The sequence below is a fragment of the Henriciella sp. genome (genome assembly GCF_049649345.1).
In the GTDB taxonomy this organism is placed as follows: domain Bacteria; phylum Pseudomonadota; class Alphaproteobacteria; order Caulobacterales; family Hyphomonadaceae; genus Henriciella.
This window is the reverse complement of record NZ_JBARZC010000222.1, coordinates 1-11,000: the sequence shown is the minus strand read 5'-3', so window position 1 is coordinate 11,000 and position 11,000 is coordinate 1. Positions and strand designations below refer to the sequence as shown.

15 protein-coding genes are annotated in these 11,000 nt (G+C 61.0%); 8 read left to right on the top strand and 7 right to left on the bottom strand.

Translation table 11 applies throughout. From position 1 onward, the window contains the following. From WA989_RS05600 to WA989_RS05590, 3 genes are all read right to left on the bottom strand, one after another. A partial coding sequence (locus WA989_RS05600) for an SDR family NAD(P)-dependent oxidoreductase (RefSeq protein WP_424339523.1) occupies positions 1-381 on the bottom strand: 381 nt, incomplete at its 3' end. A gap of 100 nt (positions 382-481) precedes the next feature. Continuing rightward, positions 482-1,405 carry a retroviral-like aspartic protease family protein gene (locus WA989_RS05595; RefSeq protein WP_424339522.1) on the bottom strand — a complete coding sequence of 308 codons (924 nt, stop codon included), beginning with the start codon at positions 1,403-1,405 and terminating at the stop codon, positions 482-484. 54 nt (positions 1,406-1,459) lie between these two features. Further along, positions 1,460-1,933 carry an NUDIX hydrolase gene (locus tag WA989_RS05590; RefSeq protein WP_424339521.1) on the bottom strand — a complete coding sequence of 158 codons (474 nt, stop codon included), beginning with the start codon at positions 1,931-1,933 and terminating at the stop codon, positions 1,460-1,462. Between the two features lie 47 nt (positions 1,934-1,980). Here WA989_RS05590 and WA989_RS05585 point away from each other — a divergent pair, with 47 nt between their 5' ends. After that, on the top strand, positions 1,981-3,021 hold the full coding sequence (locus WA989_RS05585; RefSeq protein ID WP_424339520.1) for a patatin-like phospholipase family protein: 1,041 nt from the start codon (positions 1,981-1,983) through the stop codon (positions 3,019-3,021). 51 nt (positions 3,022-3,072) lie between these two features. Here the strand turns inward: WA989_RS05585 and rsmD are convergent, their stop codons facing one another. Then, positions 3,073-3,633, bottom strand: coding sequence for a 16S rRNA (guanine(966)-N(2))-methyltransferase RsmD (rsmD, locus tag WA989_RS05580; RefSeq protein WP_424339519.1), 561 nt, complete (start codon positions 3,631-3,633; stop codon positions 3,073-3,075). A gap of 64 nt (positions 3,634-3,697) precedes the next feature. Between rsmD and WA989_RS05575 the strand changes: the two genes are divergently transcribed. From WA989_RS05575 to WA989_RS05560, 4 genes are all read left to right on the top strand, one after another. Continuing rightward, positions 3,698-4,156: a nucleoside deaminase gene (locus WA989_RS05575; protein ID WP_424339518.1), complete on the top strand. Its 459-nt coding sequence runs from the start codon at positions 3,698-3,700 to the stop codon at positions 4,154-4,156. A gap of 58 nt (positions 4,157-4,214) precedes the next feature. Beyond that, positions 4,215-4,742, top strand: coding sequence for a DUF2975 domain-containing protein (locus WA989_RS05570; protein WP_424339517.1), 528 nt, complete (start codon positions 4,215-4,217; stop codon positions 4,740-4,742). After that, a complete protein-coding gene (locus WA989_RS05565; protein ID WP_424339516.1) occupies positions 4,742-4,975 on the top strand; it encodes a helix-turn-helix domain-containing protein in 234 nt (77 codons plus the stop codon). Before WA989_RS05570 ends, WA989_RS05565 begins: the two co-directional genes overlap by 1 nt. A 174-nt stretch (positions 4,976-5,149) precedes the next feature. Beyond that, positions 5,150-5,791, top strand: a complete 642-nt coding sequence (locus WA989_RS05560; RefSeq protein WP_424339515.1) for a porin family protein — start codon at positions 5,150-5,152, stop codon at positions 5,789-5,791. Positions 5,792-5,858: 67 nt separating this feature from the next. Here the strand turns inward: WA989_RS05560 and WA989_RS05555 are convergent, their stop codons facing one another. Continuing rightward, positions 5,859-6,605, bottom strand: coding sequence for a TSUP family transporter (locus tag WA989_RS05555; protein ID WP_424339514.1), 747 nt, complete (start codon positions 6,603-6,605; stop codon positions 5,859-5,861). A gap of 87 nt (positions 6,606-6,692) precedes the next feature. Here WA989_RS05555 and WA989_RS05550 point away from each other — a divergent pair, with 87 nt between their 5' ends. Together WA989_RS05550 and WA989_RS05545 are read left to right on the top strand one after the other, a co-directional pair. After that, on the top strand, positions 6,693-7,310 hold the full coding sequence (locus WA989_RS05550; protein ID WP_424339513.1) for an NUDIX domain-containing protein: 618 nt from the start codon (positions 6,693-6,695) through the stop codon (positions 7,308-7,310). Positions 7,311-7,517: 207 nt separating this feature from the next. Next, on the top strand, positions 7,518-8,204 hold the full coding sequence (locus WA989_RS05545) for a hypothetical protein (protein WP_424339512.1): 687 nt from the start codon (positions 7,518-7,520) through the stop codon (positions 8,202-8,204). A 100-nt stretch (positions 8,205-8,304) separates the two neighbouring features. Here the strand turns inward: WA989_RS05545 and WA989_RS05540 are convergent, their stop codons facing one another. Beyond that, on the bottom strand, positions 8,305-10,401 hold the full coding sequence (locus WA989_RS05540; protein WP_424339511.1) for a M56 family metallopeptidase: 2,097 nt from the start codon (positions 10,399-10,401) through the stop codon (positions 8,305-8,307). Further along, positions 10,398-10,760 carry a BlaI/MecI/CopY family transcriptional regulator gene (locus tag WA989_RS05535; RefSeq protein WP_424339510.1) on the bottom strand — a complete coding sequence of 121 codons (363 nt, stop codon included), beginning with the start codon at positions 10,758-10,760 and terminating at the stop codon, positions 10,398-10,400. The genes WA989_RS05540 and WA989_RS05535 overlap by 4 nt, the downstream gene beginning before the upstream one ends. 53 nt (positions 10,761-10,813) lie before the next feature. Between WA989_RS05535 and WA989_RS05530 the strand changes: the two genes are divergently transcribed. Then, positions 10,814-11,000: hypothetical protein (locus WA989_RS05530; protein ID WP_424339509.1), on the top strand; the 187-nt coding region annotated here is incomplete at its 3' end.

The following is an 11,000-nucleotide window of genomic DNA, read 5'->3' as shown; positions in this document are numbered from 1 at the left end:
CGTCCAGAACGCGCCGTCGAGATTGACCGACATATTCTTGCGCCAGATCTCTGTCGTCATTTCATGGAAGGATTTTGCGCCAAAGCCGACCCCGGCATTGGCGATACAGCTGTCGAGGCGCCCGAACGCCTTGACCGTCTCTGCCGTCGCTTCGACGACGGCCTGCTCATCGGCAACATCGACCTGCCAAGCCCGCGCTTCACCCGCACCGATCTTCGAGAGCTTTTCGGCGGCCGCCTTGTTGTCGGCTTCCTTGCGCCCCCAGACGGCGATGTTCGCCCCCGCCTGTGCCAGACCTTCGGCCATGCCGAGGCCGATCCCCTTATTGCCGCCCGTCACGAGAACGGTTTTTCCGGTAAGATCAAAGGGTGCGTATGCCATTCAGTGTCCTCCTCTAGGGGCTTTTGCAGTGCATAAAGGAAGAGCTGGCGCCCAAGATCAATCCTGACTGAGGGGAAAGTGCAGGCTGCGTCCGCCTTTCTTAGTCGAACATGCGTCCATAGCGCATGTGCACGCCTTCCTGCGGCCTGTGCATCCACAACACTTCCTCTTCCCGGTCGAGCTGCAGGCGGAACTGTGACAGCAGATCAAGGCCGATGATCATAACCGCCTGATCGGTCAGTCCGACATGGTCCAGCACGGGCGGATCGACAATGAACGCCTGGATTTTCCGCACCCGGAAATCCCCGAAGACGACATTTCGCGACGCGAGCAGTCTGAACACTTCGACGTCCTTGCCCGCATTAACGACCTCGATCGTACGGATAGATTTCTCGTCGCGGGCAAACCGGCTTGCAAATTTGGAGTTGACCATCGTCATGCTCGCGCCCGTGTCGATCAGGGCAATCGCCTCTTCGCCCTGAACCTTGATCTTCACGAAGGGCAGGGCGTGGATGCGGGTGATCGGAAGCTTTGATGAGGTTGAGGCCCGCACCCGTCTGGGCCGCGCGTCATAGGCCTCGATCCGTTGCTTGTCGAAATCGAAATCAAGCACGCGGTAAGGCAGGCTGGAGGCGGGTATGATATTGCCGCGCCCGGGATTGTAGAAGCGCGCATTATAGGCCGCCTCGAAGTTCTGGATCACCAGATCGCCGACCAGGGCGGTGGAGACATCGACGACAGGGTAGGCTTCGATCCCGCCAAGGCCGAGAATGCTGATCAGCCGTCCGGGTGTAGGGGCTGCGATCGCTGCCGCCTTGGCCGTGTGGTGGTGAATGATCGGGAAGGTCGCCCCCGTATCGAGCACGGCGATCGTCTTTAAATGCCCATTCACTTCCATCTTCACGATGAGATGGCCGGAGTCTGTGATTTCAAACGGGATTGTCTGCTTCTGGGCTGCCTCGGCAGGAAGCAGGAAGACCACTGGCAAAAGGGCCAGCATGGCGATGAACGAGGTGAGTCTCACCTCTATATCCTCCCGGGTGCGCGGGTTAGTCCGCGTCTGAGCCCCAGTATGCCATCAATCGCGCGTTTCAGGAAGCGTGCTGACAATGGCGACCCCCTGCCGGATGATCCGCAGCGTCTCGTCCCACAGCCCCAGCGTCTCGATCTCTGGCATGTCGAAGAAGCGCGCCTCGTCTGCATCGTCGCCGGCGACAGGCTCGCCGCCTGTCCAGACCGCAGCATAATCGCAGAGCACATAATGGCGCGTGACCAGCGTGTGATCCCGGTTTTTCACGATCGCATCGACAACATCGATGAGGCCGGCGAGCTCGGCGGTGACGCCCGTTTCTTCCCCCAGCTCGCGCAAGGCGGCCTCTTTGGCCGTCTCGCCCGGCTCGATCCGTCCGCCGGGCAGCGACCATTCGCCTGTCATCGGCGGTGTCCCGCGCCGGACCAGCAGGACCTGCCCGTCTTTTACGCAGACCACACCGGCTGCCGCTTGAGGTTTCAGTCCATCGGCCAATCTCGGAGGGGCAGGCGGCTTTTGCATTGCTGGCACATTGTCCTGTCTATACGGGCGGCAGTCTAGGAGAGTTTATGGCGCGAACTGGCAAGAAACCAAAACAGATCAGTCTCGCCTTGCAGGGCGGCGGCGCGCATGGCGCATTCACCTGGGGTGTCCTCGAACGGCTCAGCGAGTGTGAGGAGATCGAGATTGCCGCGATCACGGCAACCTCTGCCGGCGCGATGAATGCTGCAGCCTATATCGACGGCTATCAGAAAAATGGCCGCGAAGGGGCGCGCGAGGCGCTCAAGAACTTCTGGCAGGACATCTCCCGCAGGGGCGCGCCGCTCTATGCGATGAACAATAATGGCCTTTCAAACCACCCGTTCACCGCCTGGTCGCCGCATGCCTTCGCGACCGCCATGGCGTCTTTCCTCAGCCCCTATGACTTCAACCCGTTCGATATCAACCCGCTGCGCGATGTGGTCATCAGCCAGATTGATTTTGAGCGCGTGCGCGCCTCGTCCATTCAGCTCTTTGTGGCCGCGACCAATGTCGAGACTGGAAAGGTCCGCGTCTTCGAAGGCGATGAGCTGACCCCCGATGCCATCCTCGCCTCAGCCTGCCTGCCCAACACATTCCGCGCCGTCGAGATTGGCGGGACGCCCTATTGGGATGGTGGCTATCTCGGCAATCCGTCTCTCTTTCCGCTCTTCTATGCCAAGGCGCCCAAGGATGTGCTGCTGGTCACGCTCAACCCGCTGGAGCGCAAGGGCACGCCGCGTTCAGCCGGTGAAATCCAGGACCGGCTGAATGAGATCACCTTCAATGCCGCGCTCCTCGGCGAGTTGCGCGCGATCGCCTTCGTCCAGAAACTGCTCGGCCAGAACTGGCTGAGCAAGGCGGTCCAGAGCCGCTATAGCAACCCCAACCTCCATGCCATCCGCGGCGGCGAAATGCTGCGCGACCTGCGCCTCGAGAGCAAATACGACACAAGCTGGCCCTTCCTGTCTGACCTGCGCGACAAGGGCCGCACCTACGCCGAAGACTGGATTGGCAGCTGCCTGCAACATGTCGGCAAGCAATCGAGTATCGATATTCGCGCCGAGTTCCTGGACGATACGAGGAGCTGATCGCCCTTCTCGACCCGCAAGCGGGGGAGGTGCCGGCAGGCGGAGGGGGCTCTAGAGGCGCCGCAGCATGGTCAGCTTCGCCTTGCCCGCCTCGCGCTGGTCAATCGCTTCCCAGCCTTCATGCTCGAAAGTCTCGCTCGCATCGGTCTCGACCACAGCCAGCGCTTCATCTGCCATCCAGGCCCCGTCCACCAGCGTTTTCAGGCACGGCTCAACCAGCCCCTTGTGATAGGGCGGGTCGAGGAAAGCGAGCGTGAAGGGCGCCCCGGCGCTCGCAGGTTTTGACCCGAGATCCACAGCGCTGCGCCTATGGATGCGCGTATTGCCGAACAGCTGAAACGCCTCGACATTATCCCGGATCGCCCCGCGGGCTGCGCTTTCGGTCTCAACGAACAGGCAGAAGGCCGCGCCGCGCGAGATCGCCTCGAAGCCGAGCGCGCCAGAGCCTGCAAACAGGTCGATCACCCGCGCGCCCTCAAGCGGCGGCGCCCAGCTCGCATGCGCCAGCACATTGAACAGGCTTTCGCGCGCCCGGTCAGAGGTTGGCCTTGTATTACGACCCTTGGGCGCTGACAGCGCATGGCCTTTGAATTTGCCTGAGATAATCCGCATGGAGACGCGCCATATCACTGGTGGAGGGTGCAGCAAAGCGTCAAACCGTGTAAGGAGCGTGCCGATGAGTGACGAGACCCATATGCGCCGCGCGCTCGAGCTGGCGAAAGAGGCGGCCGAGGCTGGCGAAGTGCCTGTCGGCGCGGTCATCATTGACCCTGAGACTGGCGAGACGCTCGGTGAAGGCCGCAACCGTCCGATCGGCACGCATGACCCAACCGCCCATGCCGAAATCGTCGCCATCCGCGCCGCTGCCGCGCGGGTCGGTAACTACCGCCTGACCGGCCTCGACCTCTATGTCACGCTTGAGCCGTGCGCCATGTGCGCCGGCGCGATCAGCTTTGCCCGGCTGGGGCGCGTGATCTTTGCCGCGAGCGACGAGAAGGGCGGCGCGGTCATCAACGGCCCGCGCTTCTTCGAGCAGAAGACCTGCCACTGGCGCCCTGACATCACCCAGGATCCGGTCCATGCGGCTGAAGCGGCCAGTTTTCTGCAGCGGTTTTTTAAAGAAAAACGAAAATAAATTATTGCATGAAAATAATTTTTTGTTGTAAGATGCTTGTTCTTCAGGAGGCTTGCATATGGCTGATGACAACAGGACACCGCCGCGCGCACAGAGCGACAAGGAGAAGAGCTACGAAACGCTCTCCATCCTCGCCTGGGTCGCCGTCGGCATCTTGGCGCTCAACGTCACCTATTTCATCGGCGACGAAGTCGGCGGCATTGTCTTTGAGTCTCCCGGAGACTGGATCGACATCTTAAAAGGCTTCATGGTCGGCCTGCTGAAAGCGGGACCAACCATACTCATCGCTTTTGCTCTCACCGACTTCGCAGGCTTCTTCCATCGCTGCGGCCAGGGCGACACGTTCACCGAGCGGAATGTCAAAACGCTCAAGAGCGGCGCGGAAAGCCTGATCTGGGCGGCATTCGTCAGCGGCATCATCGCCCCGACCATTCTCGACGCTGTCGATGAACCGGGTGCCCACGAAATCCTCGATTTCACGGACCTTGCCCTCGGCGTCGGCCTGATGGGCATTGCGCTTTACGGCTTTGCTTCCGTTCTGAAAGACGCGGTCGCGATCAAGGCCGAGAATGACGAGTTTGTCTGATGGCCGCTGTTCCGCCGGGTGAAATTATCGTCCGCCTGGACGTCATGATGGCGATGCGAAAAGTGAAGGCGAAAGATCTCGCCGCCGAGATCGGCATGACCGAGGCCAACCTGTCCCTGCTCAAATCCGGCAAGGTGAAAGGCGTCAGATTCGACACGCTAGTGAAGCTGTGCGACGCGCTCGATTGTACGCCCGGCGACCTCCTGGACTATGTCTGTGAAAACAAGAGCTGATCTGCTTTAACCTTCTGTAATTAATGAATTAAATTACAGAAAGTGATGCTGATTTGCCACATCTGCATCGAGCTGCACAGGGACGCAGGAACTTGCCCTTTTCCTGCCTCGTTTGGGGTTCAGTTCCGGCTCACGGGCCGGGGCAAAAAAGAACTCAGAATGAGGAATCCTCCCATGTTAAAACGTACACTTATTGGCACCGCAGCAGCCGGTGCATTCCTGACCGTCGGCGCCAGCGCGCAGGCACAGGGCTATGGAGACGGTGCAGAAGACACCGGTTTTTATCTGCAGGGTGGCTACAGCTATCTCGATATTCAGCCGGACGGCGCTGAATCAGGTGTCGACACGAATGCCATCACGGCGCGTGCCGGCTACCAGTTCACGCCAATGTTCTCTTTCGAGGCCGACGTCACGTCCGGCATTGATGATGGCGAGTTTGACTACAATGTCGACGAAGACGACTTCGATCTCGACGACAATAATGATGGTGACTTCAATGACCTGATCAACGCATCGGGCGACATTGGTCTCAACTATCTGGTCGGTGCCTATGGCCGTGTCAGCGTGCCTGTCACCGATCAGCTCGATGTCTTCGGCCGCGCCGGTTACGCCTTCCTCGATCTGGATGCCAACATCCAGACGCCAGGCGGCACCGAGATCGCGACCATCGAAGACTCTGAAGATGGCGCAGCCCTTGGTGCCGGTCTCAATTACGACCTGACCGAGAGCTGGGAACTTCGCGGCGATTATACCTGGTATGGCTTCGGCAATACCGACACCCATGCCGCGATGATCAGTGCTGGTTACAAATTCTAGCACTCAACTGACGCGATATCGTCACGAGCGCCGGCGTTCCAGAAAGGAGCGCCGGCGTTTTTTGTGCCTAGAACAGGCCCGCCGCGCGCGCGAGATAGACCACGCCAATCACCGTCACCAGCCAGCGCATCCAGCGCTTGAAGTCGACATCATTCATCCGCGCCAGCACAAGCCCGCCGAGCCACGTCCCCGTCATCGACAGCGGTATGGCCAGCGCCAGCAACCAGACCGGCGGCATCGCCGATATCCCGCTCGCGGCCAGAAGCGGCACGCTCCAGAACGCGATCTTGACCATATGCGCGACGACCTGCGTCACCGCCTTGGTGCCGACGATCGCCTGCCTTGTCATATCCGTGCGCACGAACATCAGATCGAGCAGCGGCCCTGACACCCCGGCGAGCGTGTTCAGCGACTGGACCACCACGGCTGCGCCTTCGGCCTGTCCCGGTTTCTGGATGTCGAGATCGACCAGGGATCGCGGGATCCATACCAGGAGCGGAATGAGGCCCAGCATCAGATAGACCATTGTCTTGTCCGGGCGCCAGGCCACGAGAAACAGAAGAATTACCGCCACAACAGAGCCGGCGAGGTAGCGGGCAAAGACTTTCCAGTCGATATGGCTGCGGAGCAGCCAGGCCCGCCACCCATTCGACACCATCTGGATCGCCCCATGAACGATCATCGCCGTCGCGACAGGCAGGAGCGCGGTCAGCACCCCCATCAGGATGAGCCCGCCCGCCATGCCAAAAATGCCGGAGATGAAAGCCGTGACCAGCGTCGCGGCGAGAATGACAAGAGCGCTGATCCAGGACATGGCGTCTCGCTAAGCCGGTTCTTTTAAAATTGCCAGATCACGAAGACCTGCCTTGCGCGCACGCCGCGACCAGCTAGCCTTTTGGTCATGACTGACGATTCCTCAACTGGCTCAGGCCGACCGGGCCGCAACGGCCCCTGGCGCGTACACTCAACCGAGACCTCGTTTGCAAACCCGTGGATCCGGATCGAGACCTCCAGGGTTACCCATCCGGGCGGCGCTGACGGCATCTATGGCGTCGTGCGCTATGCCAATCTCGCCACCGGCGTCCTGCCGCTCGATGAGGAGGGCCATACCTGGCTCGTCGGCCAGCATCGCTTTCCTTTTGATGCCTATAGCTGGGAACTGCCCGAGGGCGGCGGCAGGAAAGGGGTGTCACCGCAGGCCTCAGCCGCGCGCGAGCTGGAAGAAGAGGCAGGCCTGATCGCCGATCACTGGCTCGAAATCGGCCAGTGGCACCTCTCCAATTCGGTGTCCGACGAGGTCGCCTTCGGCTATGTTGCCTGGGGGCTCTCACCTGGCAAAGCCGAGCCTGAATCCTCGGAAGATCTGACGCTTGAACGCGTCCCGTTCGGCGAGCTTGTCCGGCGCTGCCTCTCAGGCGAGATCGCCGACGCGTTTACACATTTGATGGTCTTCGCCGCGCGCGAGCGGGCAAGGCGAGGCGAGCTGCCGGCCGAGGTGGCGCGGTTTCTGGTGGAGTAGCGCTGGTTGCTTCCAGTGGGGAGAGGAGCGTTGCGTTTCGATCACATGTCGTGCTGTCGAACCACAGCGGGCGATCATCCTGACATGAGCCGCGATCGCGCCCGTCCCGCATCCAGCGTAGGGCCGGCTTACCGCCCATTCCCGCTCGACAGGCGCAGCGCTGGTCAGGCAGAAGATTTGCATTGCAGGGCGCGAGGGGCTTTCAGCATGGCATTCAACGCACGGACCATCGCACGCGGCCACAAGCTGCTCGGCCTCATCGTCGGGATCCAGCTCCTGTTCTGGACGGCGAGCGGCTTTTTCTTCACCCTCTACCCGATCGAGACGATCCGCGGAGAGCACCTTCGCGCAGATGCGCCTGCCCTCGACTTGTCGGCCCTGCCAGCGCTTGCGGCGCCCCAGCTCACGAATGAGGCCAGCACTGCCGAGCTGCGTATCGTGCTCGGAGAGCTGGTCTGGCAGGTAAAGTCCGACACCGGCCTCGCCCTCTATGACACGGTCACCGGCGCGCCCCGCCCGCCGCTCGATGCAGCAGACATCCGCGCCTATGCCGAGAGCCGATGGGCCGGCGATGGCGCCATCTCATCTGCAAGCCTGGTCGAAACCCCGCCGCGCGAAGCATTTAGCGAAACCCCACTCTGGCGCGTCCAGTTCGACGGCGCCGATACCGCCACCTTCTGGATCGATGCGGACGCAGCCCGTCTCGTCGCCGTGCGCACAGGCAAATGGCGGCTGTTCGATGCGCTCTGGCGGTTTCACATCATGGATGTGACGGGCGATGATCGCTTCGACAGCTGGTGGCTGAAAGTCTTTGCCTTCCTGGGGCTCACCACTGTGCTCTTCGGCTTTGCATTGCTGATCCAGCGCGCCAGCAAAGGCCGGCTCTTCAGCTAGGTACACCGCAACGAAAAAGACCTCTGCCGGTCTCAGCAGAGGCCTTCCTATTCCCGGGCTGCTCGGGCGTCGATTGGGCTAGGGCCGAAGGGTCGGTCCCCTAGTCTTCAGACCAGGAATATTCGTATTCGAATGAGCGGTGCTGGCTGAAACGCTCTTTTTCAGCGTCTGTCAGCGCCGGATGGGCCTGCACGAACTCTTTCACATCGCCGTCCTTGAGGCGGGCCTGGCCGCCATTGACGCAAAGGGCGCGATAGGTCTCGCCATTCTCGCCGCGAACCGACACGATCTCCGGTGAGGAGAGGTCCTCGTCGCGATCCTCGCATTGGTCGGCGAGCTCTTCGATCACTTCGCCGGCCGCTTCGAGATCATTTTCGAGACCGTCCTCGAAGGCGGCTTCGATCCGCAGCTCCATCAGCTCTCCGAGCTCTTCCATGCGTTCGGCGCGGCTTTCGACTTCGCGCTCGATGACGATGGCCATCCGGTCTGCCCGTTCTTCAATCCGATCGGCGTGGGCTTCGGCCCAGGCCTCGGCGCGTTCAGCATGGGCCTCGGCCATCGCTTCGGCGCGCTCGGCGTGAGCGTCTGCCATGGCTTCGATCTTCTCGATCTGGATATCCAGCGCATCTTCATCGAGACCGGATAGCATGATTTCCCGGCCCGGAATGATGATCTTGATGCCGCCCTCGGTTTCGAGGGTCTGTATGTCGAAGTCTTCCATGCCGCTGATGTCGAAGTCGAATTTGAGATTTCCGAGCTCCACAAGAGCGTCGAGCTCGTGCAGGCCCTCAAGTTCTTTCAGGCCTTCAAGTTCTGCGAGCGACGACCAGTCCATGCCTTCGAGGGCTTCAAGTGCTACTATCTCGCCGACCTTGCTGATCTCGATTGAGAGCTTTTCCATCTCTCCTTCAAGATCGGACAGATCCAGCTTCTCGACTTCGGCGAGGCGAGGGGCCAGCGCCTCGAACGGATCGCTCAGGATCACCATCTGGAAGTCTTCATCACCCTTGTGAGAGCTGAAACGGTAGACGCGATGATCCTTCACACGGGTCTGCGTCTCCTCGCCGCCGGCAAGCTCTGTGGCGGACTGGTCACGCGGGGTGGCCGAGGCGGCGCAGGAGGCGGTGGTGAACACAGCGGCCGTGCCGAGCGTGACGGCGAGCGTCGTGCCGAGCAGGCGTTTGCGAAGGGTTGGGGCAGTATTCTGCATCAGGATTAGTCTCTCTTTTATGGGATGCGCCAGGGTCAGGTTTGCGCCCCTGAAGGCGCTGTCGGCCGGGCCTGCAAGGCGGGCTGCCTTGATCAGGGTACGGCCATAGGAAAACGCTGAGGATGTTCCCGCCCGAAGCACATCAGCGTCACATGCGGCTTCCTGGTCGATACGGAATGCCCGGATCGAGAAGTAAGCCAGAGGATTGAACCATTGCAGGGCCAGCACGATCTGGGCTGCCTGCAGGGCAAAAAGGTCACCGCGCTTCACGTGCATCAGCTCGTGGGTGAGCGCGTCGCGCTGCTCGCGCGGGGAATAATCAGCCTCGAACCATTCCGGCAGCAGGATGACGGGGCGCTTGAGCCCGGTCACCAGCGGGCTGCCATTGAGTAGGCTCGTGCGGACTTCGAAACCGCGGCGCACCTTGAGCAGGGCTGCAATTTCGCGGGCCATCTCTGTTACAGGCTCGGAAGCTGGCGAAGAGTCGTCGCGGATCAGCTGGTGGAACACCGCCTGACGGCGCCAGGCGAGGCCGAGCATCAGGGCGATCCCTGCGATCCAGAGCGGCACGACGAGATGCGGCAGCAGGCCCAGTGCAGCGTCCAGCAGGCCAGGTTCAGCCGGCACCGGGGCGGCATGGACCGGTATGAATTCCACCGGTACGGGCGGCGCGGCCGCTTCCGCTGTTACCGTCATGTCCGTGGCTGTGCGGTTCACGCCATGAAACACCATGGCCGGCTGCGCCATTTCAGGCTCTGCGGCTTCAACCGGGGCCGCCAGCCAGCCGAACATCGACCAGTTGGCCGGAAGCGGCGGCATGAACAGGCGGGCCAGCGGCACCAGCCAGAGTGCATAAGCCGCCTTCGCGCCGAACTGGCGGGCAAAGGGCTTGCGGACCAGCAGCATCAGGGCGAAGAGAACAGCGACAGCCAGACTTGTCTGGAGACTGTTTGCAACGATCGGATTCATCTCGGTGAACGGGTTCATTTCTTCAGCTCCCCCAAAAGCTTTTCGAGTTCGGCGATGTCATCTGCGCTAAGGCCCCTTGCGTCGGCCAGGTGCGCGACAAGCGGGGCCGCCCGGCCACCGAACATGCGGTCGACAAATTGTTTTGCGGCTTTCTTCTGATAGTCGCCGCGCTTGATGATCGGCCGGTAGAGATAGCGCCGGCCATCGGGCTCTGTGTCGAGCGCGCCTTTTTCGACGAGGCGTCCGACAAGCGTCTTGATCGTGCGGATATTCCAGGACTTGTCGCCTTTCAGCGCCTCGGCGATCTCGCTCGCGCCGATGCCCGGATCGTCCCAGAGCACGTTCATGATTTCCAGTTCTGCGGGTGTGATCTGCATCGAACCTGAATTCCTATTGACTACGTTTGTAGTCGTTACGATCGATTACAGTTGTGGTCAATAGCAAAAATTATGAATTTTTCGGGGCAGACCAGAACAGGCTTAAATTCGTTTCATATGAAATCATCTCGAATGCAACCCATACCGGAGATTCGATGGTCACTGGGCAAAGCGCCGGTCTGCTCATTTGCGGTTCACACGCCGCATGGCACAAGCGCCTCATGAAAACACTCGCTTGTC

What these genes read in the sequence shown, in the direction of transcription:
- WA989_RS05590 (WP_424339521.1), bottom strand. Translation starts at nt 1,933, where the DNA reads ATGCAAAAGCCGCCTGCCCCTCCGAGATTGGCCGATGGACTGAAACCT.
- WA989_RS05585 (WP_424339520.1), top strand. Translation starts at nt 1,981, where the DNA reads ATGGCGCGAACTGGCAAGAAACCAAAACAGATCAGTCTCGCCTTGCAG.
- rsmD (WP_424339519.1), bottom strand. Translation starts at nt 3,633, where the DNA reads ATGCGGATTATCTCAGGCAAATTCAAAGGCCATGCGCTGTCAGCGCCC.
- WA989_RS05575 (WP_424339518.1), top strand. Translation starts at nt 3,698, where the DNA reads ATGAGTGACGAGACCCATATGCGCCGCGCGCTCGAGCTGGCGAAAGAG.
- WA989_RS05570 (WP_424339517.1), top strand. Translation starts at nt 4,215, where the DNA reads ATGGCTGATGACAACAGGACACCGCCGCGCGCACAGAGCGACAAGGAG.
- WA989_RS05565 (WP_424339516.1), top strand. Translation starts at nt 4,742, where the DNA reads ATGGCCGCTGTTCCGCCGGGTGAAATTATCGTCCGCCTGGACGTCATG.
- WA989_RS05560 (WP_424339515.1), top strand. Translation starts at nt 5,150, where the DNA reads ATGTTAAAACGTACACTTATTGGCACCGCAGCAGCCGGTGCATTCCTG.
- WA989_RS05555 (WP_424339514.1), bottom strand. Translation starts at nt 6,605, where the DNA reads ATGTCCTGGATCAGCGCTCTTGTCATTCTCGCCGCGACGCTGGTCACG.
- WA989_RS05550 (WP_424339513.1), top strand. Translation starts at nt 6,693, where the DNA reads ATGACTGACGATTCCTCAACTGGCTCAGGCCGACCGGGCCGCAACGGC.
- WA989_RS05545 (WP_424339512.1), top strand. Translation starts at nt 7,518, where the DNA reads ATGGCATTCAACGCACGGACCATCGCACGCGGCCACAAGCTGCTCGGC.
- WA989_RS05540 (WP_424339511.1), bottom strand. Translation starts at nt 10,401, where the DNA reads ATGAACCCGTTCACCGAGATGAATCCGATCGTTGCAAACAGTCTCCAG.
- WA989_RS05535 (WP_424339510.1), bottom strand. Translation starts at nt 10,760, where the DNA reads ATGCAGATCACACCCGCAGAACTGGAAATCATGAACGTGCTCTGGGAC.